37 protein-coding genes and 1 tRNA gene are annotated in these 21,479 nt (G+C 64.9%); 2 read left to right on the top strand and 36 right to left on the bottom strand.

The genetic code is table 11. The annotated features are described in order from the left end of the window. Nucleotides 1-12 precede the first annotated feature (12 nt). The 35 genes from ACFXIV_RS00190 to ACFXIV_RS00020 form a co-directional block, all read right to left on the bottom strand. Complete coding sequence (locus tag ACFXIV_RS00190) at nucleotides 13-429, bottom strand: DUF5361 domain-containing protein (protein ID WP_379401517.1); 417 nt, start codon at nucleotides 427-429, stop codon at nucleotides 13-15. Beyond that, nucleotides 375-674, bottom strand: coding sequence for a hypothetical protein (locus ACFXIV_RS00185; RefSeq protein WP_379401516.1), 300 nt, complete (start codon nucleotides 672-674; stop codon nucleotides 375-377). The genes ACFXIV_RS00190 and ACFXIV_RS00185 overlap by 55 nt, the downstream gene beginning before the upstream one ends. A gap of 109 nt (nucleotides 675-783) precedes the next feature. Continuing rightward, on the bottom strand, nucleotides 784-1,371 hold the full coding sequence (locus ACFXIV_RS00180; RefSeq protein WP_379401515.1) for a hypothetical protein: 588 nt from the start codon (nucleotides 1,369-1,371) through the stop codon (nucleotides 784-786). A gap of 78 nt (nucleotides 1,372-1,449) precedes the next feature. Further along, the gene (locus tag ACFXIV_RS00175) at nucleotides 1,450-1,857 is read right to left on the bottom strand and encodes a hypothetical protein (RefSeq protein ID WP_379401513.1); all 408 of its coding nucleotides are present in this window, start codon (nucleotides 1,855-1,857) and stop codon (nucleotides 1,450-1,452) included. Further along, entirely contained in the window at nucleotides 1,854-2,114 is a 261-nt protein-coding gene (locus ACFXIV_RS00170; protein WP_379401512.1) for a hypothetical protein, read from the bottom strand. The genes ACFXIV_RS00175 and ACFXIV_RS00170 overlap by 4 nt, the downstream gene beginning before the upstream one ends. Beyond that, nucleotides 2,114-2,458 carry a hypothetical protein gene (locus tag ACFXIV_RS00165; RefSeq protein WP_379401511.1) on the bottom strand — a complete coding sequence of 115 codons (345 nt, stop codon included), beginning with the start codon at nucleotides 2,456-2,458 and terminating at the stop codon, nucleotides 2,114-2,116. Before ACFXIV_RS00165 ends, ACFXIV_RS00170 begins: the two co-directional genes overlap by 1 nt. Next, nucleotides 2,451-2,915, bottom strand: coding sequence for a hypothetical protein (locus ACFXIV_RS00160; protein ID WP_379401510.1), 465 nt, complete (start codon nucleotides 2,913-2,915; stop codon nucleotides 2,451-2,453). Before ACFXIV_RS00160 ends, ACFXIV_RS00165 begins: the two co-directional genes overlap by 8 nt. Before the next feature lie 179 nt (nucleotides 2,916-3,094). Further along, nucleotides 3,095-3,997: a phage major capsid protein gene (locus ACFXIV_RS00155; RefSeq protein ID WP_379401509.1), complete on the bottom strand. Its 903-nt coding sequence runs from the start codon at nucleotides 3,995-3,997 to the stop codon at nucleotides 3,095-3,097. Between the two features lie 16 nt (nucleotides 3,998-4,013). Then, the gene (locus ACFXIV_RS00150; protein ID WP_379401508.1) at nucleotides 4,014-4,610 is read right to left on the bottom strand and encodes a hypothetical protein; all 597 of its coding nucleotides are present in this window, start codon (nucleotides 4,608-4,610) and stop codon (nucleotides 4,014-4,016) included. 48 nt (nucleotides 4,611-4,658) lie between these two features. After that, nucleotides 4,659-5,435: a hypothetical protein gene (locus ACFXIV_RS00145; protein ID WP_379401507.1), complete on the bottom strand. Its 777-nt coding sequence runs from the start codon at nucleotides 5,433-5,435 to the stop codon at nucleotides 4,659-4,661. 29 nt (nucleotides 5,436-5,464) lie between these two features. Next, nucleotides 5,465-6,919, bottom strand: a complete 1,455-nt coding sequence (locus ACFXIV_RS00140) for a phage portal protein (protein WP_379401506.1) — start codon at nucleotides 6,917-6,919, stop codon at nucleotides 5,465-5,467. Beyond that, nucleotides 6,916-8,310: a terminase gene (locus ACFXIV_RS00135; protein ID WP_379401505.1), complete on the bottom strand. Its 1,395-nt coding sequence runs from the start codon at nucleotides 8,308-8,310 to the stop codon at nucleotides 6,916-6,918. The genes ACFXIV_RS00140 and ACFXIV_RS00135 overlap by 4 nt, the downstream gene beginning before the upstream one ends. A gap of 52 nt (nucleotides 8,311-8,362) precedes the next feature. Beyond that, a complete protein-coding gene (locus ACFXIV_RS00130; RefSeq protein WP_379401504.1) occupies nucleotides 8,363-8,674 on the bottom strand; it encodes a hypothetical protein in 312 nt (103 codons plus the stop codon). A 281-nt stretch (nucleotides 8,675-8,955) separates the two neighbouring features. Continuing rightward, a complete protein-coding gene (locus tag ACFXIV_RS00125; protein ID WP_379401503.1) occupies nucleotides 8,956-9,237 on the bottom strand; it encodes an HNH endonuclease in 282 nt (93 codons plus the stop codon). Between the two features lie 201 nt (nucleotides 9,238-9,438). Beyond that, nucleotides 9,439-9,630: a hypothetical protein gene (locus ACFXIV_RS00120; protein WP_379401502.1), complete on the bottom strand. Its 192-nt coding sequence runs from the start codon at nucleotides 9,628-9,630 to the stop codon at nucleotides 9,439-9,441. Nucleotides 9,631-9,662: 32 nt separating this feature from the next. Beyond that, the gene (locus tag ACFXIV_RS00115) at nucleotides 9,663-10,055 is read right to left on the bottom strand and encodes a hypothetical protein (RefSeq protein ID WP_379401501.1); all 393 of its coding nucleotides are present in this window, start codon (nucleotides 10,053-10,055) and stop codon (nucleotides 9,663-9,665) included. A gap of 40 nt (nucleotides 10,056-10,095) precedes the next feature. Next, nucleotides 10,096-10,398, bottom strand: coding sequence for a hypothetical protein (locus ACFXIV_RS00110; protein WP_379401500.1), 303 nt, complete (start codon nucleotides 10,396-10,398; stop codon nucleotides 10,096-10,098). Nucleotides 10,399-10,704: 306 nt separating this feature from the next. After that, a tRNA-Arg gene (locus ACFXIV_RS00105) sits at nucleotides 10,705-10,774 on the bottom strand. A gap of 218 nt (nucleotides 10,775-10,992) precedes the next feature. Continuing rightward, entirely contained in the window at nucleotides 10,993-11,226 is a 234-nt protein-coding gene (locus ACFXIV_RS00100; protein WP_379401499.1) for a hypothetical protein, read from the bottom strand. Nucleotides 11,227-11,323: 97 nt separating this feature from the next. Continuing rightward, nucleotides 11,324-11,899 carry a hypothetical protein gene (locus ACFXIV_RS00095; RefSeq protein ID WP_379421192.1) on the bottom strand — a complete coding sequence of 192 codons (576 nt, stop codon included), beginning with the start codon at nucleotides 11,897-11,899 and terminating at the stop codon, nucleotides 11,324-11,326. A 68-nt stretch (nucleotides 11,900-11,967) separates the two neighbouring features. Beyond that, nucleotides 11,968-12,222, bottom strand: coding sequence for a hypothetical protein (locus ACFXIV_RS00090; protein ID WP_379401497.1), 255 nt, complete (start codon nucleotides 12,220-12,222; stop codon nucleotides 11,968-11,970). After that, complete coding sequence (locus ACFXIV_RS00085; RefSeq protein ID WP_379401496.1) at nucleotides 12,219-12,509, bottom strand: glutaredoxin family protein; 291 nt, start codon at nucleotides 12,507-12,509, stop codon at nucleotides 12,219-12,221. The genes ACFXIV_RS00090 and ACFXIV_RS00085 overlap by 4 nt, the downstream gene beginning before the upstream one ends. Continuing rightward, entirely contained in the window at nucleotides 12,502-13,014 is a 513-nt protein-coding gene (locus ACFXIV_RS00080; RefSeq protein WP_379401495.1) for a hypothetical protein, read from the bottom strand. The genes ACFXIV_RS00085 and ACFXIV_RS00080 overlap by 8 nt, the downstream gene beginning before the upstream one ends. Nucleotides 13,015-13,057: 43 nt before the next feature. Continuing rightward, nucleotides 13,058-14,398, bottom strand: coding sequence for an AAA family ATPase (locus tag ACFXIV_RS00075; RefSeq protein WP_379401494.1), 1,341 nt, complete (start codon nucleotides 14,396-14,398; stop codon nucleotides 13,058-13,060). Continuing rightward, a complete protein-coding gene (locus ACFXIV_RS00070; protein WP_379401493.1) occupies nucleotides 14,395-14,679 on the bottom strand; it encodes a hypothetical protein in 285 nt (94 codons plus the stop codon). The genes ACFXIV_RS00075 and ACFXIV_RS00070 overlap by 4 nt, the downstream gene beginning before the upstream one ends. Continuing rightward, nucleotides 14,676-15,740, bottom strand: coding sequence for a hypothetical protein (locus ACFXIV_RS00065; RefSeq protein ID WP_379401492.1), 1,065 nt, complete (start codon nucleotides 15,738-15,740; stop codon nucleotides 14,676-14,678). Before ACFXIV_RS00065 ends, ACFXIV_RS00070 begins: the two co-directional genes overlap by 4 nt. After that, nucleotides 15,740-16,000 carry a hypothetical protein gene (locus ACFXIV_RS00060; RefSeq protein ID WP_379401491.1) on the bottom strand — a complete coding sequence of 87 codons (261 nt, stop codon included), beginning with the start codon at nucleotides 15,998-16,000 and terminating at the stop codon, nucleotides 15,740-15,742. The genes ACFXIV_RS00065 and ACFXIV_RS00060 overlap by 1 nt, the downstream gene beginning before the upstream one ends. Beyond that, nucleotides 16,000-16,263 (bottom strand): sigma factor-like helix-turn-helix DNA-binding protein, encoded by a 264-nt coding sequence (locus ACFXIV_RS00055; RefSeq protein WP_379401490.1) that lies wholly within the window; start codon nucleotides 16,261-16,263, stop codon nucleotides 16,000-16,002. Before ACFXIV_RS00055 ends, ACFXIV_RS00060 begins: the two co-directional genes overlap by 1 nt. Before the next feature lie 360 nt (nucleotides 16,264-16,623). Beyond that, nucleotides 16,624-16,809 carry a hypothetical protein gene (locus ACFXIV_RS00050; protein WP_379401489.1) on the bottom strand — a complete coding sequence of 62 codons (186 nt, stop codon included), beginning with the start codon at nucleotides 16,807-16,809 and terminating at the stop codon, nucleotides 16,624-16,626. Beyond that, complete coding sequence (locus ACFXIV_RS00045; RefSeq protein WP_379401488.1) at nucleotides 16,806-17,066, bottom strand: hypothetical protein; 261 nt, start codon at nucleotides 17,064-17,066, stop codon at nucleotides 16,806-16,808. Before ACFXIV_RS00045 ends, ACFXIV_RS00050 begins: the two co-directional genes overlap by 4 nt. Further along, a complete protein-coding gene (locus tag ACFXIV_RS00040; RefSeq protein ID WP_379401487.1) occupies nucleotides 17,063-17,416 on the bottom strand; it encodes a hypothetical protein in 354 nt (117 codons plus the stop codon). Before ACFXIV_RS00040 ends, ACFXIV_RS00045 begins: the two co-directional genes overlap by 4 nt. Before the next feature lie 112 nt (nucleotides 17,417-17,528). Then, nucleotides 17,529-17,750: a helix-turn-helix domain-containing protein gene (locus ACFXIV_RS00035; protein WP_379401486.1), complete on the bottom strand. Its 222-nt coding sequence runs from the start codon at nucleotides 17,748-17,750 to the stop codon at nucleotides 17,529-17,531. Beyond that, complete coding sequence (locus ACFXIV_RS00030) at nucleotides 17,747-18,052, bottom strand: hypothetical protein (RefSeq protein ID WP_379401485.1); 306 nt, start codon at nucleotides 18,050-18,052, stop codon at nucleotides 17,747-17,749. Before ACFXIV_RS00030 ends, ACFXIV_RS00035 begins: the two co-directional genes overlap by 4 nt. Further along, nucleotides 18,049-18,444: a hypothetical protein gene (locus ACFXIV_RS00025; protein WP_379421190.1), complete on the bottom strand. Its 396-nt coding sequence runs from the start codon at nucleotides 18,442-18,444 to the stop codon at nucleotides 18,049-18,051. Before ACFXIV_RS00025 ends, ACFXIV_RS00030 begins: the two co-directional genes overlap by 4 nt. Nucleotides 18,445-18,651: 207 nt before the next feature. Continuing rightward, nucleotides 18,652-18,882, bottom strand: a complete 231-nt coding sequence (locus ACFXIV_RS00020) for a helix-turn-helix transcriptional regulator (RefSeq protein ID WP_379401483.1) — start codon at nucleotides 18,880-18,882, stop codon at nucleotides 18,652-18,654. Nucleotides 18,883-18,984: 102 nt separating this feature from the next. Between ACFXIV_RS00020 and ACFXIV_RS00015 the strand changes: the two genes are divergently transcribed. Both ACFXIV_RS00015 and ACFXIV_RS00010 read left to right on the top strand, forming a co-directional pair. Further along, entirely contained in the window at nucleotides 18,985-19,611 is a 627-nt protein-coding gene (locus tag ACFXIV_RS00015; protein WP_379401482.1) for a helix-turn-helix domain-containing protein, read from the top strand. Nucleotides 19,612-19,716: 105 nt separating this feature from the next. Next, on the top strand, nucleotides 19,717-19,986 hold the full coding sequence (locus ACFXIV_RS00010; protein ID WP_379401481.1) for a hypothetical protein: 270 nt from the start codon (nucleotides 19,717-19,719) through the stop codon (nucleotides 19,984-19,986). 147 nt (nucleotides 19,987-20,133) lie between these two features. Here ACFXIV_RS00010 and ACFXIV_RS00005 read toward each other — a convergent pair whose 3' ends face one another. Next, nucleotides 20,134-21,327, bottom strand: a complete 1,194-nt coding sequence (locus ACFXIV_RS00005) for a tyrosine-type recombinase/integrase (RefSeq protein WP_379401480.1) — start codon at nucleotides 21,325-21,327, stop codon at nucleotides 20,134-20,136. Nucleotides 21,328-21,479: the final 152 nt, after the last annotated feature.

Below are 21,479 nucleotides of genomic sequence, written 5' to 3'. Positions count from 1 at the left end.
GCCGCTCACCTCCTACCAGCCGAGGAACGCGTCCATGTCCTCGGGACTCATCGGCGTGCCGATTCGGTCACGGTCGTTGTCGACACCGGGGCGCGGGATCTGCTGCGGCCGGTTTCGTGGTGGTTGTTTGCGCGCGTCCTCGGTCTTTGCCCAGACCAGCCAGTGCAGGCTGTCGGCGACGTCGGCCAGCAGATGCTCATTCAGCCCCCACAGGGCGCTGTCAGGATCGATCGCGCGGCCGATCGCGGATTGCGCTGGCGCCCACGCGATCACGGACTTGAGGTCGCGCCAGCTCAGCGTGTCGGTGCCGAGCTGGCGCAGCCGCAGACCTCGGTCTATGAGGTCGGATTCGATAGCCTCGCTGTACGCGTCGATCAGCGACGCGAGGCCGACGATTCCCCCAGATCGATACCGGAGTGCTTGCGCCACTTGTCGCACATGTCCTCGAACACTTCCGATTCCATGTCGTCGACCAGGGCGAGCGCGTCCTCGTCGAGGGTCATTTCCATCATCGTGAACATGGCGTCGACCTCGCCGAGGCGGCGGACCTTGCGGACGATGCCGGGCTTGAGGTTCGCCAGCGACGGCAGCCGGATCTCCCGGTCGTCGACGGTGTAGACGAAGTCGTCGCGGACCTTCTCGACGGTCTTGGTGGTGTTCTTGCGGGGTGCCATTGCGCAGGCCCTTTCGTTGCTGCGCAGACCTTTTCGATGCCCCAGAGTTGGGGCCCAGCGGCGGCGGGCGGGTCTGCGCGGAATGGCCCGCCGCCGTTGGGGTCTGGGGTTACGGCCCGGTGGTCACACCGTCGTCGAGGTAGCGGTACGCCTTGACGTTGCTGGAATCCTTGAATGCCTTGATCGTGAGGGCGAACGACGCGAGTTCCTTCGAGGTGAACTTGCCCTCTTTGACCTCGCTGATCTTGGCGTTGGGCAGCACGATTCGGTACTTCTTGGACTCGTGGGCCATGTCGAAGATCCAGGACCGGCGCGGCAGCACCGAACCGGTCTCCTTGACCGTAATCAGGGTGCCGGCCGACGCGGTCGGGTCGGTCACGGTGATGTTGTCCGGGCCGAACACTTCGGTGAGGACGTCGGGATCCCACGCCGAGTACAGGGTCAGCCCGAACTGGACCGAGTGCCCGCTCTGCAGCTCGGCGATGTCGTCACCGAACCAGTCCTTGATGGCCTCGACGTTGCGTTCGCCCTGGGGCTCGAGGCCGTCCTCGGACACGTAGCCGAGCTTGGTGAACGCCGCACCGGGCGCGGTCGAGCCGTTCGTCGGCAGGGTGGTGCCGATCGGGGCGACGAGGATTCCGCCGGTGACGGAATCCGGTGCGCCGGCGCCGATCCACTTGCTATCTGCCACAGCCATGACAGTTCTCCCTTCAGGGGTATGCGCAGACCTGATGAGTGGTTATGCAGTTGTGTTGTCCCCGTGGGGATCTGGGATCTAGAGAGAGCGGCCGGTGACGTGCAGCTCGGCGGTCACCAGATACCGGGGCGTGCCCGTGTTGGGGTCCTGAGACTTCGCGATGCCCATGTCGACGATCTGGTCGCACCACACGCCCGCGGTGAGGTAGCCGGGCGCGGCCGCGCTGAGCAGGGCCCGCACCCTGCCCGCGAGATCGGCCGCGGCGGGTTCGGTGGCGGCGTGGCATTCGAGGATCACGCGGGGCCGGTCAGTGATGGCGTCACGTTGCGCTCCGCCGCCGTGGCGCACCACAACCGTTGCGGCCGGGCGCGGGTCGGGCATTTTCGTGGCGACCTTGGCCGTGATCCCGTAACCCGGGAGCGTGGCCTTACCCCAGGCCGTGACGACCGCCTCGATATCGGGGAACACGATGGGCGGCAGTGTCATCGACCCGCGTCCATCGATTTGAGCAGCGTGTGATTGTCGGCGTTGTCGCGGATCGCCTGCCACGTGGTCGTGATGACCGCGGCACGGTCACGGCTGTGGCCGCGGCTGGCCTCGGCGGTATAGCCGTCCTCGCCTGATCGCTCGCGGGCTTCCTTGGCGATCGCATCGGCGCGGTCCTTCAAGTCCGCGCTGACACCGGGTGCTCGGCGGATCTGCTCGAACGCATCGAAATTGAACTTCACGCGTATTCGCGCCATCAGCCGTCCACCCTTTGCAGATTGACCGGACGCACACCGGGCGACCACCACGGGCCGTGGTCGTAGTCCTCGGCGATACCGATCGCCTCCCACTGGCGGCCCTCGATCGTGAACCGGTCCCGATGCGAGACACCCTCGGCATCAGCGGAGTCGAGCACCAGCACTCGGTCCACGATCAGCCGATCGTGACCAGCGAGCAGCGGCTCGGATGAGTCTGGCGTCCACCAAAAGCATTGCACCGGAACCGGATCGGCCCACGTGTCGATCGGGTTGCCGTGGGAATCCTCAGCGCCAGGCACATAGACCTGGTGCCCGGCGGTGTAGGGCAGCGGGAAGCTACTCATACAGTGGTAACCCCCCAGTCAGGTCCGCGCCGCAGTCGCAGTAGTTCGCCGCGAAGGTCAGCGCGCACGTATCGGCGTGGGTGGGGCCCGCGACGCTGACGGTGTCGATCGAGTACGCCTTGCTGCTATCGGGGTTCGCGCAAATGTCTTGCAGCTGCGTGATTTCCGAGGGCCACAGGGTGTATCCGCTGCGCTGGCGGGTGTCCACTCCGACTGAGAACGGGCCAGCGGCTGTGGCGGTGTACGCGCCTGCCCCGGCCTGAGACCAGCGCTGGATAGCGCCGATCAGAACGAGTTTCGCCTCGGCGAGCTGATCGGCGGTCGGCGATTGGCCGAGGCACGGTGCCACCCGGGTCGCGCGCGCGTTGGCGCCGGCCACCATGACCGCGAGCGTGTTGGCCTCGACGGCCTTCACAACGCTGGCGGGAAGGTCGGTTGCCGTGATGATCTCAGCCACCTCGGCCCCCTACTCGGACTTGCCCGTGCTCGCGCCCCCGCCCGCGCGTGTGCTCGGGCGAGGGGACTTCACACGGGGGCGCTTCGCCTCGGCCGGTTGCCATTCCGGGCCGAGCTGGGCGGCGATGTCTGTAGAGACAGACACCACCACACCAGACAGAGCGTTGCGGAACCGAGGCATCACGGCACCGCGTCAATGATCTTCGCGAACGACTTGGTATCAGCGATGCCCCAGCCGTAGACCACCTCGGCGCGGAAGGCGACCTGGTTGTTTCGCTTCAGGTCGCCCTGGCCGTCCGGGTCGCCGTACTCGATGACCTGCAGGCCGATCTGCTTCTGGATGCCCCAGCGGATCGCGGAGAAGTCACCCACGAAGCCCTTCACGTTGGTGGCCGCGGCGGCGACGCCGACGGCACCGACGGTGTTGGACACCGAGGACCGGTGACCTTCCAGCTCGCCAACCGGCGAGGTGGCGTAGGACAGGTTCGGGTACAGCTTCTGTTCGCTCTGGGTACCGCGCAGGCCGCCGAACTTCGAGGCGAAGTCGGGGTTGAGCGCGATATCGCGCGGGTTGAATCCGCCGGCCAGGACCAGCGCGTCGGCCGCGTCCAGGTTGGCGTACGGCTTGTCGGTGGGCGCGATCTCGACGGAATTGGTGGTGTCCGAGAGCTTCTCGGTCATGGCCGCCACGGCCGCGCCGCCGGTGGGGTTGATGCCGTGGAACACGCCGAAGTCCAGCGCGCGCGACAGTGCGGGCGAGATCAGATCGAGGATCTGCCGCACCACCTCCATCTGGTAATCGGAGTCGGCCCACATGACCTCTTCGGTCCAGCGCACGGTCTTGTGGAACTTGAACGGGTTGACCGTCTTCGTGCTGGGGGTGACGGTGCTCGCGCCCTTGTTCGCGCCCTCACCGACGTACTCGGCCTCGCCGATCGAGAACGTCATCGAGTTGCCCTTGCCGAACTTCATCGGGATGGCACCCGAGAGGGTGGCGATGGTGGATCCGTACTGGACCTTGCCCAGCCACGGGTCGATGATCTGGGTCGGGATGGTCAGGCTACCGGTGGTCAAAACGGCCATCGCGGTGCTCCTTTCGCTACTCTCCGCCGAAGAGCTGGCGTGCGAATGTCTCCAGCTCGTCGTCAGTGGTCTTGTGGTTGCGCCCCTCGCGAGGGACGTGGTTCGACTTGCGTTTGCCCACGCCCACCAGCCCGGTGGCCTGCTTGAGCAGCAGCTCGGGATCGGTGGCGGTGAGGTACAGCTCGGCCTGCTCGTCGGTGATGTCGGGGTGCAGGCCGCGCAGGTGCGCACGCAGCGCTTCGGCGACCTTCGCCGGGATGGCGTCTACCTCGGCCTTGGCGTTCGCCAACGCGTCGGCGACCTTCTCGGCATCGGTCTTCTGCGCGTCCTTGATTTCCGCCAATTCCTTTGCGGCTCCGGCGTTGTCCTTGGCGCGCTTCTCCCATGTCCGCGCGAATTCCTTGGACTTGGACAGCGCGGCGCGCAGGTCGTCGACCGTTTCGGTCGGCTTCTGGTCCGGCTTCACGTCTTCGGGCTGTTTGCCATCGGGGTCGCCCGAGGGGTGGCCGCTGTCCTCCGAGCCGCCCAGCACGGGCCAGATCGGGCCGCGGCGTCCCCACCCGAGGGCACGTACGCCCGTGAGGGGATGAAGTGGAAGTGTGGTGTTGCGCATGGTGTTTCCCCGTTTCGGGTTGGTCCCCACCGTTGCGGCGGGGGTACGTCAGTGACTGCCGAGGTTCTCGCGCATGTGCGCGAGCACGGCCGTGGTGTCGATCGCCCCGTACCGACCCTTCTTCTTGGTCTCACGGCTGGCGAGGATGTACGCCTCGTCCCATTTCTGGACGTAGTCGGGCGGCTCGTACTTCTGACCGGGCCGCACCTCGACAGCGATGCAGTGACAGAAGTCGTGATATTTGTCGCCGAGTGCCTGTGTGCCGCGCGTCTTCATTCCGCCGGCCGCGGTATGCCCGTTGACCCGGGTCCGCCCGGCGGCGCGTGCCCGGCGGTCGGCGAGCGACATTTCCTTGCCGCGCCCGACCACGGTCTCGGCGGCGTCGCGGCTGGTGTAGACCGCGCCACGGGAGGCCATGAGCGCGCAGAACGCGCAGGCATTCGCCGACGCGTGCCGCGCCCATCGGCCGCCCTCTTCGTCGGTGTTGGTGAAGATCGTCTGGCGGGCCGCGTCCCATGTCGAGCGCTGCAGGGTGCCTTGCAGGCGGTCGAGCCCGATCATGCCGCTGCCGCCGAGGGCCCACTGTGCGGACTTGGTCAGCGCCTCAGCGACCGGCAGCGGCCCCGGCACAGGGACAAACAGTGTCGTGGAAAGTGATTGGGCGTACCAGGCCGCGGCGACCTCGGCCGCCAGCGCGGCATACTCGGTCGCCAGATCGGGGAATGCCTCGATCATGTACGCGGCGAATTCCTTGGACGCGAGAGCATCGGCCTTCGCCCACAACGCATTCAGATCCGCGGACGCCTCGCGCGTGAGCGCAGACATGATCAACTGCCGCTCTGAGGGTGAAACGGTCACGGCTGCGCTATGGGCTGTTGAGTGGGTGCCGTCGACGGCGTGCCGACCGCTTCGGTGCGCGCCGCCAGACGCTGTGTCAGAGCTAGCGCGGCGCTGGCGCTGCGACGTTCAGCGAGCGCCTGCCGGATTTGCTGTTCGGTGAGGCCGAGCAATTCGAGCCCGACCGACGTCTCGGCCAACCATGGCACCGCGGTGACCTGCTTCATGCCCGCGTCGGCCTGTGACGACCGGGACGTGTAGACCGGCGGACGCCATTTCGCCTCGATCGACGACCATGCGGCCGGGATCCCCCGCTCGCCGTTGGCGATTGCCAGAGCCCGGGTCATGGATCGCCGGAACGGCGTGGACCAATCGTCTGTGGCGCCCTCAGCCTCGGCGATCAGGTCCTCACGCGAGGCAATGTAGCTTTCGGCGCTGGTGGGGTTGGTCATGTCGGACACCCCGAGGGAGTCCAGCGGGATGGATGTCTCGCCCGAGAACAGCTGGGCCTGCTGCTTGAGCATGTCCAGGTGCGGTTGCGGGGACTGCGCGGGGAACTGCTTCACGTCCGCGCGGGCGAGCACGTCCGAGCCGGCCTCGTCGTCGTCGGGGATGCCCTTGATCCGGCCGAGCATGACTTGCCAGGTCGCACGCTGGGAGCCGTCGGCGTTCTTGAAGATCGACTCGTCCGCGCCGAGCATCCACATTTCGGGGTAGCTGTAGACGTCGGCGTGACCCTCCATACGGATCACGGTCCGAAGAGCCATGTCGTGCAACGACATCACGGTCCGCGAGATGCGCGAGGAACCGAACGGCCGGCCATCGCGCGGCTTGTACGCCACCGCCTCGGCAGGCACGCCCCATGGATGGGATGAGCGGTCGACAGTCCAGCCGGACGAGTCCCAATCGGCGGTGATCGTGAGCCCGTCCAGATACAGCGCGAAGGAAGTCACCGCGGTACGGTCGCCGCCGCGCTCACCACGGCCGGTGATCGAGAGCAGGTTGTCCAGTCGCCGTGTGCGTGGGTTCCACTCGCCAGTGGCGTTCAGTGCGTCCTTGACGTGAATCAGCGATTTCGGTTCACCCGTATCGCCTTCGGTGTTGATCAGGAATGCCACGCTGTGAATCAGCGAGGACACGATCGCCGAGTTGGCGGCGGACCTGAAAGCATTCTGCTCGATCACATCTGGCAGGCCGAGGCTATCCAGGTCGCCGTCCGGCCACACGAATCCGTCAAGATTGCAGCGGCGCGCGAGAATGTCGACAGCCTTGGCCGACCAGCCGAGGACGAGCGCAAGCTTGTAGTACTGCGGTGGGATCACCGTGCCGACTTGCCGGATCGCGTGCTTGCCGTCGTAGTAGCAGGCGCGCAACAGGTTCCGCCGCTTCTTCTGGTCGAGCCGGTCGAGCAGCGTAGCCAGGATGGCGTTTTCGTCGTTGTCTAGGTCGCGGAGTCGGATGGTTTCGTTCATGCCAGGGTTGCCCTCCTCCCCGTGTTCGTGCGACCCGAACGGCCTTGGCCGCCTCCGGATCTGGTGGGTTTCGTCGTTGCCAGCGCCCCGAACAGGGCCAGCGTCATGCTCACGATCGGAGCGATGTAGGAGGTCTCGTCGTGCCGGTCCCAGCCCCACCCGCCAGCGGTGCCGATCGGGCGTTTGCGGGCGTCTTCCACGGCGTCGTTCGGGGCCTCCTGGTTCGCGTGCGAGAACCTGTTGGCCTTGACCTTCGCGTAGAGCTGTCCACACGCCTTGGACATGTCCGCAGCGCTGGTCACGATCACCCGCATACGGCGCGCGCGCAGCAGCGGCGCGAACTCGGCGGCCGGGGACATCGCGTCCATGACGACCGGGATGCGCCGTCCCGCGCGGGCGAACAGCCATGCCGCCGCGGCGTCGGTGTCGATGCCAGCCCAAACTTCTTCGCAGTGGGCGTGTTCGCCGGTGAGCCAGCACGCCGAGATGGAGATCTGTCGAGAGTGGGACATGTCGACGGCCAGCGCGTTCGGCTTGGTGCCGTCGTCCGGACCGAGAGCGGCGAGAGCACGCCACGCGGTCTTCGACACGACTGGCAGGTTCGGATTGATCTCGTCCCAGATCCCCAGCGCCTCACGCCGCCATGAGTCTTCGTTCTTCAGCTTCTTGCGCAGCCGCAGCATCGCGCGCTCCGAAGTACGGTGCGGGAAGCTGGCATTCGCCTTGCGCCACTGCTCGCGGTCCATCGGATCCGAGCCGCGGTCAGCGGAGAATTCGATGTACAACGTGCCGTCGGACTCGCCGTCCAACGCCTCCTGTCGAGACAAGAGGAAGAACTCGCCCTTGTCCTGCGGGCGGGGCGGAGTGCCCATGACGAAACACAGCGGGTTCTCGGCCACGTTCTGCGCGGCGCCCATGTTCTCGAGCGCCTGCAACGAAAGATGCTGGCCCTCATCGAAAACGAGCACATCGACATCGGTTCGACCGCGGCCAAAACCGGAATCTCGCGCACCGAACTCGATCTTCGATCCGTTGTTGAACAGGATCGCCTCGTCGCCCTTGCCCTGCGGCGTCTTGAAGATGTGCGGGCGCACCAGTGGGCGGCTGGCCATCTCCACGAGCTTCTCGTAAGTCTCGAGCGCGGTGTCTTTCACCTGAGCCGTCCAGATCACCCGAAGGCCCGGCTTCATCAGGCACAAGGCGAAGATGATGCAGGCCACCAGGTACGTCTTACCCACCTGGCGCGGGATCGAGATGACGATGGTGTCGCACGCATACTCGCCATCGGCACGCTGCGACAGGATCAGCATCGCCGCGCCGTCCTGCCACCCGTCGAAGTCCCAGCCGAGATTTCGGCACGTCCGGCGAACCGAAGGCCATTCACTGGCCACGATTCCATCGGGGGCAACTACATGACGGGCAACAGCAGACAGCGGCCGGCGGTCAGTATCCAGTGCCATCCCAAGCTTCGGTTTCCAGCGCGGCCACCACCGACGCGTCGGCCAACTCGGTCACCCGACGCGCCTCCTCATCAGCGATGAGCCGGTTCAGCTTGTTCAACTCGTTGCTGTACTGCGGCCGGGTGTTCTCCGAGGCAGTCACCAGGGACTCAGCAATGATGATGCGCTGAGCCTTCATGATCGCGAGGATGTCCCCCGACTCAACAGCTTCAAGCAAGGTGGGCGGCGCGGGCGGCTCCGTGCGCTCGGTATCCAAGACGACTCGAAGCGGTGGCTTCGGCTCGCGTGCTGCCATGGGGTTCACCTCATCTCAGGGGCTCAGGGGGGGCGGGGGCCTGCTCGGGGAGGGGACTCGCCTATGCCGGGAGGGGCGGCGCGTGCGTTGGCGGGGGTACCTCCCCCACCCTGGCCGGTTTGAGCCCGATTTGAGCGTGTTTGACCAGGTCAGAACGGCCGAAATCGCTGATTTTGCGCCAATTTTCGATGGTTTCGGGCTCGAAAATCGGTGAATTTGACCCGAAAATCAGCCATTTCGGACCTCGGAACAGCCGAGTGCCGGCCGATCCGGGCCAGGTCTCACCAGGTTCGCGACGTGACGAATGTCCGGACGCCGGCCTGGTCGTCCTCGGTCATCTTGTCGCTCTTCCATCGGTTGCATTGCCTGTGTGCGGCCTGCTTGTTGTCGAGGGTGTCTGTGCCGCCCTTGGCCAATGGGGTGACGTGGTCGACCACGTACTCACCTGGGTCCATGTAGGGCAGCGTGTAGTCGATCTCGTTGCCACAGATGCCGCATGGTGGCCGGCCTCGGGCGATGACTGCCCGATGCCGGTCACGGGTTGTCGTGCTGCGCTGGGCCATTGATGTCCTGTCTCCACGTTGTCCATGCGTCGCCGATGGTCTGGTGATCAGGGCAGAACATCAGTGGGGCAACCGAGAGCACGCCAGTCGGCACGATTGCGGACAACTGGAAGCGGATGCAGCTGGGTAGTGCACATGCCTCGCACCACAGGCCAGCCTCAGGAGTGCCGACCTCTAGTGCGACGGTCACGTACGACATGCTCAGTCCAGCTCGATCTCGGACTGGAACGCCAGTACCGATCTCGCGCCGGTCGAGTCCTTCAAGCCGATGTCGACCATGGCCGTGATGGTGTTGGTATCGGCTTCGGTGCACCGATCGAAGATCAGGCAGAACGGGGTTTGCGTTGCCTGCCCGAGCACGTTGGCAGGCAGAGGCAGGATGCGCAGTCTCATGGTTCAGTCCTCGGTGCGAAGGTCGAGCATGGTCAGTGGTGCGTGATGGTCGGTCCAGGTGCGGCGTTGACCAACGTCGGCGCGAGTTCGTCCCACAGCTCGGTGTGGTCGACGTGCACACGGTCGAGGCTGAATCCACGGCCGGAGCCGCGGGTGACGGCCGAGTAGCAGCGGAAGTAGATCCATCCACCGTCGAAGCGGGTGATCCGCTCGCCGCCGTTGGTGACGTTCAACCGCTCGCCTGGGCGAAGCTGCGGCCGGGCGTCGTTGACCATGCGTGCGATCGCATCGCGATTCGCGGCGACGATGAGCACTTGGTGGCCCTCGCGCATGTCGGCGAGGGCGGCGTCCAGGGTCGGGCTCAGGGCGGCGGCGGACATCAGTGCGGCCCGAACAGCCAGCAGCCGAGCAGGTTCGCCGGCCACTGCAGCGGGAGCACGAGGATCGGGTGCTTCAGGATCACGGTCAGCTCCTCGGGGGCCAGTTCCAGAAGCCAGCGCCATCGCCTTCGGATCGCGAGGTCGCCCAGTACTCGTCGGTGCCGTCGAGCTGCACCTTGAGATTCACCAAGTCGCCCCGGGCGCGCACGATGAGGGCCGGGTAGACCTCGCCCGCGCGGGTCGGGTTGCCGTAGTGGGCGACGTATCCGGTGTCGGCGTAGCCCTCGGTTCGGCGGTGCCTGACGAAGTCGCCGCGGCGCTTGTTGATGGCCTCCGCGTCGGACTCATTGAGGGTGTAGTGGACGATGCGCCCAATGGTGGGCTGCATCAGAACAGGGCCTTGATCAGTGCGATCAGCACGTCTTTCCAGTCGATGGCGTGCAGCACAGCGGATCCGGCTTCGGTCAGGATGGAAACCATTGGAGTTCTCCTCTGATTGGGGTGAGGCCGGATTGCCGAGCGGCCTCATCTCGAGCCCGGCCTCACGCCCCGCAGCGCTATCCGAGCCTGTTGGTAGTCGACCGGCTTCTACGGTCGTCGGGATTGGTTAGGTGCGCCGCATGCAGCGCATACACAGGCGTGGGCCTCTGCACGCGACGACTACCCGCGATCGCCACACCGCAGGGAGATAGGTTGCCCTCGGCGGGATTTGAACCCGCGTTACCGCTTCGGTGGGGGCGTCTTCGGCCGCTGGACTACGAGGGACGTTTGAGGGTGCCATTGCTCCCGCTCGATACGCCGCCAGTCCCGTTTCTCCGCTGCGCGGCTACCCATCCATTCCGAATGGCATTGGCACGATCGGCCTGATTTGCGGCTGCGCATCATGCCTGGCATCACGGCTCCCGAACGGCCTGAGTCATAAAGCGATACCGTGTATCGCAATAGAGGTTCGCTTTTCCGGTTGCCGCGCTACCGATTTGGGTTACGCGCAGCGGTTGCGTGCGGCGGGGTGGTCGCGGGTGGCGCGTTCAGCTTTGGCGACGTCGATGACGCGGTACAGCTTGCGGCCGCGTTCGTCGAGGCCGGCTACGTCGAGGTGGCCTCGTTTGACCCAGTTGACGATGGCGGCTGTGGTGACGCCGCAGAGGTGCGCCGCATCTGTTGCGGTGATGAGGTCTTCGATTCCGGCGGTGTGTTCTAGTACTGATCCGGCCATGGGAACCCCTTTCACGACGAAACCCCAGCCGGTTGAACCGGTCTGGGGTTTCTGCGCACAGATGTGGCACTGGCTATAGCTTAACACGTGTAGCAAGTCAAGCGGCTGTGTTGTCGAGGATTGTGTCGAGTACCACACGGGCGTAGAAGCTGTAATGCGCTTCGCGGATGACGTGTCCGCAGTGTCCACATTCGACACTGTCGCTGTACTGGGCGACGGTGCGGTACAGGGTGCGGAGCTCGCAGGCCGGGCAGGGCGTCGGCAGGAGTTGCCGGGGCCGGGTGAGGCCGAGGCGGGCCCGAATCTTGTTGTGGAGCTCCACTAGTTCGGCCGTGATGTCGCCGGTCTCGTCGTACAGCGCGAGCTCGGGGATCCGGCATTCGAGGTAGGTCCAGGCCGCGCGGATCCGCCGGTGCTCGGTGACGCCGGGGTGCGGGGGCGGTGTTTCGCCGAGGTGGTCGGCGAGCGCGTCGTGTGCACCGTTCAGCTTGGCCGCGATTTCGGCGGACATGTCGCTGGCCCATTCGGCGGGGTGGCCGTAGACCCGCTCAGACGAGCTCCGGATGGCTTGCAGGCGGGCCACTGCGGTGGGTAGGTGGGTGGCGAGGTTGACCCAGTCGAGGACGAGCCAGCCGAGCAGGCGCGCCAGACGTCGCTGGCAGGGTTCACACATGCCGAGGCTGGTTAGGCGCGGGTCTCCGTTGTCGCCAGCGCATTTCGGGTACTTGCAGGGACGAATGCTCACAGAGGCACCACCTTGATCCAGGTGTCGAAGTTGTTGAAGAACCGCACGCAGAAGACGCAGCCGATCCGGCCGCGGCGGGCCACGGTGCGCTCGAAGTTCTTTCGGTTGTCGGCGAGGCATGTGTCGCAGATGAATCCGTCGGTGCAGCCGTGAGCGTCTGCCCAGAATGTGGCGCGCTTGCCGCACCCGGTGCATGCCGGGTTGTGGTCGATGTGCGCGATCGGATCGGTGTGGGTCTCGGCGTGGGTCATTCGGCGGCCTCCGTGCTGGGTGTCCAGTTCCGCAGCGCGTAGGCGAGTTGATCGATCTTGTTGAGCTGGAACCCGGACCAGTGCATGTCGCCCGCGACGATGACAGGCAGGGACTGATAGCCGAGGTTCCGCACGCGGTCGGCCGCGTTGTCATCGGTCGTGATGTCGACCTTGACGAACGGGACACCGCGCGCCGTAAGCGCTTTCGCCGTTGCAACGCACTGGCCGCAGGCTGGCTTGCTGTACAGGACCACGGGCGGAGCGTCGGGATGGATCTGATCAGGCACGGTTGGCCTCCTCCGGGATCGGGCTGGGTACGGATTCGGATGGCATCGGAATGGGATCCGGATGGGATCGGGATCCGATGAGCCGCTCGGCGGCCGCTGCGGCTTCGCCGGTCAGACCGAGCGCCATGAGGTCGATGCCCAACGCCTTACGCAGCAGCAGGCTTTCGACTGCCTCGGCGCTACGGAGCGCGCCCTTGAGGTGGTTGGGATGGCGGGCGAGTCCGGCCAGGTCGACATACCAGCGCAGCAGCACCTCGAAGTTCTCGGCGTCGATGGCAGCGAATCCGGCGGTATGGAGCGCTTTCAGGTCGGCCTGGATATCGGCGACGGTGGTGTCGTCGCAGGCGGCGGCCCACTTGTCGACCATGAGCGGCAGCACGCCGGCGGCGGTCAGTGTCGGTTCAGTGAGCATCTGTGCGTAGAGGGCTTGGGCGGTGCGGGGTAGGGCGCGGAAGCCCTTGCGGGCCCACAGCTTGCGCAACATGTCGGTGTGATCTCGTGGCATGTCGATGCCTTTCGGATGGGATGTCGATGGCATCCGGTTGGGATCAGGCAGCGCTGCGGCTCTGTCGGTCGAGTTCCTCGTAATAGGCGGGGTCGGCGGGCATCCACGGCAGCATTGATGTGCTGCGGTTGAATTGCCGCGGCCACACACCTTTCGAGCGCGCGCCACGCCACGCCACGAAGTCAGCGATCTCCACGTTTTTGCCGCCGGGGTCTTCCTTCGCCCGCCGCATGCCGAACCCGTATTCGGGCCAACGCAGCCACACGCTGGACCCGATGGGCGCCATGCTGCGGGTTCCGGTGCTGTTGAGCGCTTTGCCGGCGTGAGCTTCGGTGATGAGCGCGAAACCGTACTGTTCACGCCACTGGTCGATGATCCGGGTGAGTTTGCGAGCGGGCTGTTCGTCGCTTGGGTTCTCGTTGTGGAGGCGGTAGAGCGGCCCCATGACAAGGACGTCGGGCGAGGTCTGGCTGAGTTGGGTTTCGACCCAGGCGGCGTCTCGACTGTCGAGCAGGTCGATGCCGCCTGGCCGCGGATCGGAGAACCGCAGGTTGACGCCAGGGTTGTCCCAGTCGATCTGGGGTAGGCCGCACATCTGGCGCCGTTGGTCGACGATGGCGACGACTCGGTTGTAGCGGTCTCGAATCTGGGCGGCGCTGTTTTCGACGTCGACCACGAGTACCCGGATGGGCGGCAGGTTGTCGCCGAGAGGTTTGCCGCTGAGCGGGTGGAGGTGTGCGGCCATCGCTACCGCCATTTGGCAGCACATCTCACTTTTTCCGAGCCCTTCCTCTCCGGTGAGTACGAGCCGATCCATGCGCTGGAACAGGTCTGGTACGAGCCACGGGTTCTCGTCGCTTTCCTCGGAGAGGAAGACGCCTGCGGGTTTCGGCGCGGTGATGCTGTTGGTGAGCACCTTTTCGACATCGCCCATCGCTGTTTTGAGGTAGGCGATGTGGTCGAGGGTGTCGAGCCGGTCGACGCCTGTGGTCCAGGAGGATTCGACGCGTTGGGCTGTGCGGGTGGTGACATCCCAGAGTTTGCGGCAGGCCGCGAGGTTGAGGATGCGGTCGACGAGCAGGCCGGCTGAGACGGGTTGGACTGCAACCTGCGCGCATTCGAACACGTAGTCGGGTGTGATGCGGGTGGGCACGAGTCCGCGGTTTTGTGCGGCAACGAGGACGGCGTAGGGGTCGATGGGGTCACCGTTGTTCATCATGGCGGTGATGACGCCTGCGAGGGTCCGCGAACGAGTGTGATGCCAGGAGTCGGGTGTGATGGCTTGGAGGTGTGTGCGCATCTGTTCCGGCGCCTGCATTGCCGCGCCGAGGAGTGCGCGTTCAGCGGAGTCGTCGTAGGTGGGGGTTTCTTCCTCGTAGCTCACTGCTCGTACCACCTTCGGTTTTCGTTTTTGATGATCTGCGTGATGTGGCCGGGCATGATCCAGGCGGTGCTGGCCGAGTAGTGCTGTTGGATGGCTTCTTCGGCTTCGTCGAAGGTCCAGTGCTGGCGGCGGCCGGCGTCGAGCCAGGCGTCCACAAGCAACTGGTCGACATCACGGTTGTCGTAGATGACCGCTTTCTGCAGCAGCGTTACGACCTCGTCATTGGTGATGCCTGTGTGGTCCGGGCCGAACGCCGAGGTGGGCAAGGCGATTTCGGTCATGAAACTTCTCCAAGGAGTGGGGGTTGGTATGCGGCAGGCGAATTGGAGGCGTGCGCACTGCCGCCTGGAAGCGCTCTGGGCGCGTTTTTGGGCCCACCGAAGGTGGGAGTGACGTCAGAGGACTCGATGTACCGCAGAACGCCAGGATGGGGATTGGTCTTGAACCGCTCGGCGGCCGCAGCCTTCAGTTCGCGGCGGGTCACACCGGGCACGGGCGAACCCTTGCGCGGTGCGTACTCGTCGGCGCGGAGGATCCAGTTCCGCCAGGTGCGATCCCAGTCGACCTTCACCGCGTCGCGGCCGGACTTCGCCATCCAGTGGTTAACAAACTTCTCGTGTTCGAGGCGTAGGTCGACGTTTGGGCGTTCACGCTTGGCCCAGTCGATGGTGTCCTGGCGGGGCATCCAGTTCTCGGAGAGGCGGGTGCCGCGCTTGCGTGGCCCCTCTCTATCTCCGTTAGGAGATAGAGGTAGGGAGGGGAGGGACGTAGTCCCGACCCTCCCTACGGTCGGGTCGGGGGTAGAAAACTCACGCGTGTTGTCACGCGTGACAGGGTCCGTGACATAAGACCCCTCCGAGCCGCTGACCTGCGAATTCCCATCGGGCCCGGATTTCGGCGATTTGAACGCGTCGTTCGACCGGGCGGCGGTGTTGTCAGGTTCCGCGTCGGTTCGGAAACTGTCACGCGTGACATGCGGCGTGACCTTCGGTGCGGATTTGCCCTTGCCGGAACGCTTCTCCTCACGAGCTTGCCGAGCCTTACGCTGCCTGTCCCGCGCCTGCTCCCGGCGACGCTTCACCGCCTCGCCGGTCTCCTGGTACTCAGCCCAGTCGTGAAACTCATACCCGCCGGCCACTTCCATCCACAGCCCGCACTCGACGAGCTCGGCCACCGCCGACGCCTCGCCGAGCATCCGCAGCACCGACCGGGCGACGTGCCCGTCGGTGAGGTGCTGGCACGAATACGAGCCAGCACGCACCCACAGAGCGACTGCCGCGTCGGACAGGGCCGCGACCTTCGGGTGCGACCAGAAACCGTCATCGACCTTGAACCAAGTCATCAGTCATCCACCGGCCAATCGGGGATCCGATAGCCGTCCTCGGCGGACTCCCAGTACCCCACCGTGACCAGCCATTCAGCGACTTGCTTGGTGGCCCCGAACTCCTCCACCACGTAGGCCGGCACCAGGCCGCCGGTGTCGTGGTCGTCGCACCACGACATCGCCAGCGTCCACAGTCCGATGGCCGCGCACCGCGCATTGCGCTGGATTCGCAGCGTCTTCGGATGGCTGTGCATCTTTTCGTCGATGGCGTGAATCACTACGCCGCACCTCCGAGGACCTGGTCGTCTTCGCCGATGGACGCTTCAGCCCGCAGGATGGCCTGTCGCACACCGGATTCCGACATACCGAGGTATTCGGCGATCTCCGCGCACGACAGGCCGTAGCGACGGCCCAGGGTCATGTAACGCGTCTTGTGCAGCGCGGCGGCCTGCTCGGCTTTGCGGATCGCGTCGAGCATCGCCGTGATGTAGGTGCGGGTCTCGTCCAGCGTGAGACCGGCGGGTAGATCAGAAGAACCCATCGAGTTACCTCCAGGTCGAACAGGGGATGTCGGACGCGGCCCGGCGCGCACACCGGGCCAGTCCTGACGAGATCGATTCCGCGGAGACGAGCCGTCACCCAGCCGCGGGCATGTGGTGCACCGGGCGGCGAGTGGCCGGCGGGCGGGAGTCAGGGAAGTCGTGGACGTCTTGTCGGTGACTTCCGCTGTGGGGGTACTCATTTCCGAGTACCGCTTGACCAGCCATTTCGACCCCAAAGTCGAAAAGGCTGCCAGCGCCTTCTCGTCGTCCGCGAGTGCGCCAGTGGTGGGCGCAGATGCTCGCGCCGACCCACAGCAGGACAGCGCTGTAACCGACTTGGATGATGTGGCCGAGGATGATCACGGCGCACCGCCGTCGGCCTGGTCGGCGAGAATGCGCAGTTCCTTCGCGGTTTGCTCAATCGACCAGCGCAGATAGCGGACCTCGAAAGCGTTCCAAGCGGGGTCGGTCCCATGCTTCAGCGCGCCCGCTGCGAAGGTCGCCAATTCCGATTCCAGCTGGTCTGCTATGTCTCGAAGGCTCATTCCGCACCGCCCACACCGAGCCCGCGACGGAAATCAACCATCCGACCGCACACCGTGCCGTCCGACGGGCGGGTAACGTTGACGAACGTCGTGGGCAGGTCGCCCAGCCACTCATCCCCCGCGGTCTGAATGTGGTCGTCGCACACGTACACGTAGGCGTCGAGGCTGCCGTGGGCGCGGCCGTCGCGCGGGCTGAAACCCTCAACCGAGCGCGTCGCCAACTGGTCGCAGGTTCCAACCTTCGAGAAGATGCTCATCGCGCACCGCCTTGGCCCCGGTCGGCCATTTCTTCGCGCGCCCAGACGTCGAATTCCGCACCAGCGGAAGGCTGTTCGAACTCGACGATGTCAGTGGTGGCGGCGATGAGCCGCTCCAGGGTGCGCGCCGTAGCGTGCTCACACGGGGTGAGGACTGGCCGGTCACAGTCGTCGAAGGTGACGTAACCGAGACGGGTCCCGGCGACACCGTCAACAGTATCCGTCGCCTGAGGCGCGGTCGCAGGCTGGATCACGATCGAATACATCGCGATAATGACCGTCGCATCGGAGCCGAGATGCATGGGCGCGTACAGCTTCTCGGCACGGACAGGATGGGCCTGATTGGCCATGGAAAGAATTCCCCTTACAATGGGTCCCTGGGCCCCGCCGAGGCGCACGACTCGGCGGGGCGTTCGGGTGAAATGGATTGGGACCGACCACAAGCCGGGTCGGTAGACCTAACTACTCAGCAGGGCAGGACCGGGCGTAGCTCTCCAGCTCGGTGTGGTCGAAGAACACTCGCCCGCCGTCCTGGCGGCCGATGATCTTGCCCGCTCGGCGAAGCCGGTCGAACGTGGAAATGGAGATCGACAACATGTGCGCCGCTTCGGCTTTCGCGTAGCGGATGCGCGGCTTCGGCTCGACCTCACGCACCAGGCGGCGGGCGAGAGAACCAGTGGTCACGACCGGCCCTCCAGTCGCGCCAGATAAGCGACGGCCTCGCTGAAATCGTCATCGCCGATCGCCGCGAACGCCTCCCGAATCCGCCGGCGACCGTTCTGCATCCACAAATGCGGCATGTGTGCCGTGTAGATCTCGCCATCGCTCAAACCCTGCGGCTTGTAGCGGTTGCCGACCTCACGGACCTGGTCTTCCGACACGCCGAAGATCAGCGCCAGCGCCTTCGGCGACAGATAGAACTCACCGTTATCGTCCTGGCTGAAGAACCCGTCCGGGCTGCTCGCAACGATGTTCGGGCCGCTCATACAACACCGCCCGGAACGATCTGCAACCGCTCGGCCTTGGGAGGTGTCAGCTCCAGCACCAGCGCCGATGGCGGCAGGATCGTGATCACATAGCCGCCGTTGTCCTGACCGGGGTCCGCCATGAGTCGTCCCGTGACGGTCTGGGCAGAGTCTTGCGAAGGATCCGGGTGCCACAGATGCTCGAAGGTGCAGCCCTCCTCGATCTCCACCCGAGTCATGACCGGTCGGCCGTCTGAGTACTGATTCCACGCCTCGGCCAGTGGGGCGAGGAGGGTGTCGAATCCAGCGGGGAGCTCTGCGAGGGCGTCGATCTCGTCGGTGTCCCAGCAGTCGAAGCGGTCACCGAGCGAATCGATGGTCCACTCGATCGTGCGACGCATGTGCGCGTTCATGTACTTCAGGACATCCAGGGACGTGTACGGGACACCATGTGAATGGGTGTTCGTGCTGGTAGATGACGATGACGTAGAGTCAGGCACTGACTCAGCCCTTTCGTGGGTTGTTGTCTTGCGAGCACCAGTGCCCGGTCGGACCTGGCAGAAAGGCCGGGCGCTGGTGTGTAACTGTCAGAAATCGAATCTTGTTCGGCGACGGCGTTCTCACGCCTTGCCACCTACGAACCGGTGCTCCTCGGCATCCCGTTGTGCCGCAATCCAGTCGAGGACGTCCTGCCGGGAGTAGCGCACCTGTCGGCCGAGCTTGAACGAGCGCGGACCTCGTCCCTCGTGCCGCAGATACCGAAGAGTCCCAACGGTCAAGCGGGTCATCTCGGCCACTTCGATGTAAGTGAGCAGCTGCTCGATGTCATCGAGCACTCGCGAGCTACGCACAGCCTAACCTCCAGATCTGTGAATTGCGCAGATGCCTGCGATCTGCACACAACCAATATCTACCCTTTGCAACACTGCGAGTCAAGCAGTACTCTGCGAAATATGCAGGGACAGGAGAGCAACGTCGAGTTATTCGAGGCAGCGTTCGCTGGAGCAATGCGGAACAAGCGCCTCGCACTGGGTTGGTCTCAGAAGAAGCTCGCCGAGATACTCGGGGAACGCAGCCTTCGACTCGACCCCACCGCGATCACGCGCATGGAGGCCGGCGCGAGGCGAATCGGACTCGGCGAAGCTGCCATGATCGCCGACGTGCTGAACATCGACATGGCCGAATTGATCTTTGAACTCCAGCCTGCGTCATCCCATCTTCAGCGCGGCCGCAGAAGCGCCGACATGGCGATGGAGTCCGCCCGGCAGTCGTTGCACGACACAGCGAAGGCATTTCTCCACGTGGCAGGCATACTCAGTGAAAACCCCGAGCTCGTGCCCGAGCTCGCAAGCGAGCGCGACAAAGCGCCGAAGGTGGCCAGCCAGTACCTGGACTGGGTCAGCAAACGGACCCGCCGACTTATGGCCATGGGTCCGTGGTTACCCGTTTACGTAGAGGACCCATTCCAACGCGACGGCCTCCAGGACCTGATCACCATGATCTCGTCGGACCTGATCGCGATCGGCACCAAGGACGACGAGGTCCGAGTCGGGGAGTCGGCCATAGTGGACGTTTTCTAACGCTGAGACGGTGCACACATCTGGTCTCGCCGAAGTGTGTCGTAACGGTCCGACGACCGGGGCTCTCCTACCGTGGTTGTGCCACCAACCGATGAAGGAGAAGTCATGAGCGTTCCATGGACTGTGTCGCATCTCGACGCAGACACATACCGGTTCGAGAACTCCAGCGGCACCAAAGCAGTGATGATCACTCTGCAACCGATCGGCACAACCACCGTAGCGGTCGTCCCGAGCAACGGGATGGACGCACACGCGGTCGCCACACCGGTCGATGAAGGCGCGAGCTTCGACTGCCGGGTGAAGGGAACAGGCGTGCGCATCACCTGGACCGCCCCTGCTCTGCGGTCTCACGCAACTTGGGACTTCCGCCCGTAATCCGGTAAGTCCCAACGACGTTCGGCACCAGCGTAAACGGTGGTCGCAGTGCCCGCGCCGTAGTTCATGTGCCACGACCTGACCAGCAATTTTAGCCGATCGGTTAAAAAGTCCTCCGGCGGTCGTGGCACCAATAGCGCCGGTCGTCTACTCCAGCGACAGCAGCCCGCCCAGATTGCCGAGCGCCTTGCGCTGCGTGTCGAGGTCCACATGGGTGTAAATGCGGTGCGACGCCACCGTGTTCTGCCCCATGATCGCCATGCGCACGGACTCCTCCACACCCATCTCCAGCAACAGAGTTGCCGTGGTGTGCCGAGCGTCGTGCAGGCGCACGTCAGGAACCCCAGCGCGGACCAGGGCGGCATGCCACGCCTGCGAGTCGTACCGATGCGGAATCGGCGTACCCGCGTCCGTGACCCACATCAGGCCGAATCGGTTCGGCGGCGTCGCGTCCATGTAGGTCTCGAAGATGGCCGCCAGCGGATCCGGTAGGGGGATAAGGCGTTTCGACCGGTCCGACTTCGGCCGGGTGAGGGCGAAGCGGCGATACAGCGGACGAATCTCGTAGCCGTTCGGCACGTCGAAGCGGTCCGGGTCCTCCAGGTCGTATCCATCCTTCGTCGGCAGCGCCTGAATCTGCCACGACAGATCTACCGTTCGGTGCTCCAGGTTGATGCGGTCACGCTCCAGGCCGAGGGCCTCGCCCTGTCGCGTGCCGAGCAAAAGCGCTGTGGCCCAGCGAGTCACCATGGGGTCCTTGGACTCCATCGCCGAGAGCAGCACGCCGCGAGCCTGCTCCGAGGTGAGCGCCGTACCGACGGCTGCCTTGTTCATGGGCTTCGTGACGTTCTCGACAGGATTGGTCAGAATCACGCCTTCGGCCTTCGCCGCCTTCATCGCCATGTTCCACACACTGTGAGTGAGTTCAGCTGTGCGCGGGCTCCACTGGTCGCCTACGCGTTTGAGATTGCCGCGGATGGTGGCCGGCTGGACGGGAAGTTGCTTGTCACCGACGAACGGAACGATCTGGTTCTTGACCGTGTCGCTGTAGCTCTTGTACGTCCGCGGTGCCTTGTGCGGCTTGACCATCTCCTCAAGCCAATACGTCATCCATTGCGCCACGGTCATTTTCTTGCGCGGCGAGTACGTACCTCGGGCGATCTCTGCCTTCAGCTCGCGGAACTTCTCCATGGCGATCACCTTGTCCGCCGAGGACACGGTGGCCCGGCGTGACTCGCCGTACTCGTCCTCGTACGAGGCCGCGCCGATCCAGAGGTTGTCGGACTTGCGTTTGTAGAAAGCGCCTTCGCCGCGTCGGCCGCGTCTCTTCTTGGCTGGCATGGGAACCCCCTTCGATTGTCTGTAGCTTAGCTGTAGCTTAGGTGGGGTCAATCATGCGTAATCACGGTTCGTCAAATTACCTGACTGCCAGCACTTTTCAGAAATGATCACTGGTAGCGGAAGTAATACCCGCTGAGCTGGGATCAGTGGGT

The organism is Nocardia sp. NPDC059236, assembly GCF_042754085.1.
In the GTDB taxonomy this organism is placed as follows: Bacteria; Actinomycetota; Actinomycetes; order Mycobacteriales; family Mycobacteriaceae; genus Nocardia.
This window is presented reverse-complemented; position numbering and strand designations above follow the sequence as displayed.

What these genes read in the sequence shown, in the direction of transcription:
- ACFXIV_RS00185 (WP_379401516.1), bottom strand. Translation starts at nt 674, where the DNA reads ATGGCACCCCGCAAGAACACCACCAAGACCGTCGAGAAGGTCCGCGAC.
- ACFXIV_RS00180 (WP_379401515.1), bottom strand. Translation starts at nt 1,371, where the DNA reads ATGGCTGTGGCAGATAGCAAGTGGATCGGCGCCGGCGCACCGGATTCC.
- ACFXIV_RS00175 (WP_379401513.1), bottom strand. Translation starts at nt 1,857, where the DNA reads ATGACACTGCCGCCCATCGTGTTCCCCGATATCGAGGCGGTCGTCACG.
- ACFXIV_RS00170 (WP_379401512.1), bottom strand. Translation starts at nt 2,114, where the DNA reads ATGGCGCGAATACGCGTGAAGTTCAATTTCGATGCGTTCGAGCAGATC.
- ACFXIV_RS00165 (WP_379401511.1), bottom strand. Translation starts at nt 2,458, where the DNA reads ATGAGTAGCTTCCCGCTGCCCTACACCGCCGGGCACCAGGTCTATGTG.
- ACFXIV_RS00155 (WP_379401509.1), bottom strand. Translation starts at nt 3,997, where the DNA reads ATGGCCGTTTTGACCACCGGTAGCCTGACCATCCCGACCCAGATCATC.
- ACFXIV_RS00150 (WP_379401508.1), bottom strand. Translation starts at nt 4,610, where the DNA reads ATGCGCAACACCACACTTCCACTTCATCCCCTCACGGGCGTACGTGCC.
- ACFXIV_RS00145 (WP_379401507.1), bottom strand. Translation starts at nt 5,435, where the DNA reads ATGTCTGCGCTCACGCGCGAGGCGTCCGCGGATCTGAATGCGTTGTGG.
- ACFXIV_RS00140 (WP_379401506.1), bottom strand. Translation starts at nt 6,919, where the DNA reads ATGAACGAAACCATCCGACTCCGCGACCTAGACAACGACGAAAACGCC.
- ACFXIV_RS00130 (WP_379401504.1), bottom strand. Translation starts at nt 8,674, where the DNA reads ATGGCAGCACGCGAGCCGAAGCCACCGCTTCGAGTCGTCTTGGATACC.
- ACFXIV_RS00125 (WP_379401503.1), bottom strand. Translation starts at nt 9,237, where the DNA reads ATGGCCCAGCGCAGCACGACAACCCGTGACCGGCATCGGGCAGTCATC.
- ACFXIV_RS00120 (WP_379401502.1), bottom strand. Translation starts at nt 9,630, where the DNA reads ATGAGACTGCGCATCCTGCCTCTGCCTGCCAACGTGCTCGGGCAGGCA.
- ACFXIV_RS00110 (WP_379401500.1), bottom strand. Translation starts at nt 10,398, where the DNA reads ATGCAGCCCACCATTGGGCGCATCGTCCACTACACCCTCAATGAGTCC.
- ACFXIV_RS00100 (WP_379401499.1), bottom strand. Translation starts at nt 11,226, where the DNA reads ATGGCCGGATCAGTACTAGAACACACCGCCGGAATCGAAGACCTCATC.
- ACFXIV_RS00095 (WP_379421192.1), bottom strand. Translation starts at nt 11,899, where the DNA reads ATGTGTGAACCCTGCCAGCGACGTCTGGCGCGCCTGCTCGGCTGGCTC.
- ACFXIV_RS00090 (WP_379401497.1), bottom strand. Translation starts at nt 12,222, where the DNA reads ATGACCCACGCCGAGACCCACACCGATCCGATCGCGCACATCGACCAC.
- ACFXIV_RS00080 (WP_379401495.1), bottom strand. Translation starts at nt 13,014, where the DNA reads ATGCCACGAGATCACACCGACATGTTGCGCAAGCTGTGGGCCCGCAAG.
- ACFXIV_RS00070 (WP_379401493.1), bottom strand. Translation starts at nt 14,679, where the DNA reads ATGACCGAAATCGCCTTGCCCACCTCGGCGTTCGGCCCGGACCACACA.
- ACFXIV_RS00065 (WP_379401492.1), bottom strand. Translation starts at nt 15,740, where the DNA reads ATGACTTGGTTCAAGGTCGATGACGGTTTCTGGTCGCACCCGAAGGTC.
- ACFXIV_RS00055 (WP_379401490.1), bottom strand. Translation starts at nt 16,263, where the DNA reads ATGGGTTCTTCTGATCTACCCGCCGGTCTCACGCTGGACGAGACCCGC.
- ACFXIV_RS00050 (WP_379401489.1), bottom strand. Translation starts at nt 16,809, where the DNA reads ATGAGCCTTCGAGACATAGCAGACCAGCTGGAATCGGAATTGGCGACC.
- ACFXIV_RS00045 (WP_379401488.1), bottom strand. Translation starts at nt 17,066, where the DNA reads ATGAGCATCTTCTCGAAGGTTGGAACCTGCGACCAGTTGGCGACGCGC.
- ACFXIV_RS00040 (WP_379401487.1), bottom strand. Translation starts at nt 17,416, where the DNA reads ATGGCCAATCAGGCCCATCCTGTCCGTGCCGAGAAGCTGTACGCGCCC.
- ACFXIV_RS00030 (WP_379401485.1), bottom strand. Translation starts at nt 18,052, where the DNA reads ATGAGCGGCCCGAACATCGTTGCGAGCAGCCCGGACGGGTTCTTCAGC.
- ACFXIV_RS00025 (WP_379421190.1), bottom strand. Translation starts at nt 18,444, where the DNA reads ATGAACGCGCACATGCGTCGCACGATCGAGTGGACCATCGATTCGCTC.
- ACFXIV_RS00015 (WP_379401482.1), top strand. Translation starts at nt 18,985, where the DNA reads ATGCAGGGACAGGAGAGCAACGTCGAGTTATTCGAGGCAGCGTTCGCT.
- ACFXIV_RS00010 (WP_379401481.1), top strand. Translation starts at nt 19,717, where the DNA reads ATGAGCGTTCCATGGACTGTGTCGCATCTCGACGCAGACACATACCGG.
- ACFXIV_RS00005 (WP_379401480.1), bottom strand. Translation starts at nt 21,327, where the DNA reads ATGCCAGCCAAGAAGAGACGCGGCCGACGCGGCGAAGGCGCTTTCTAC.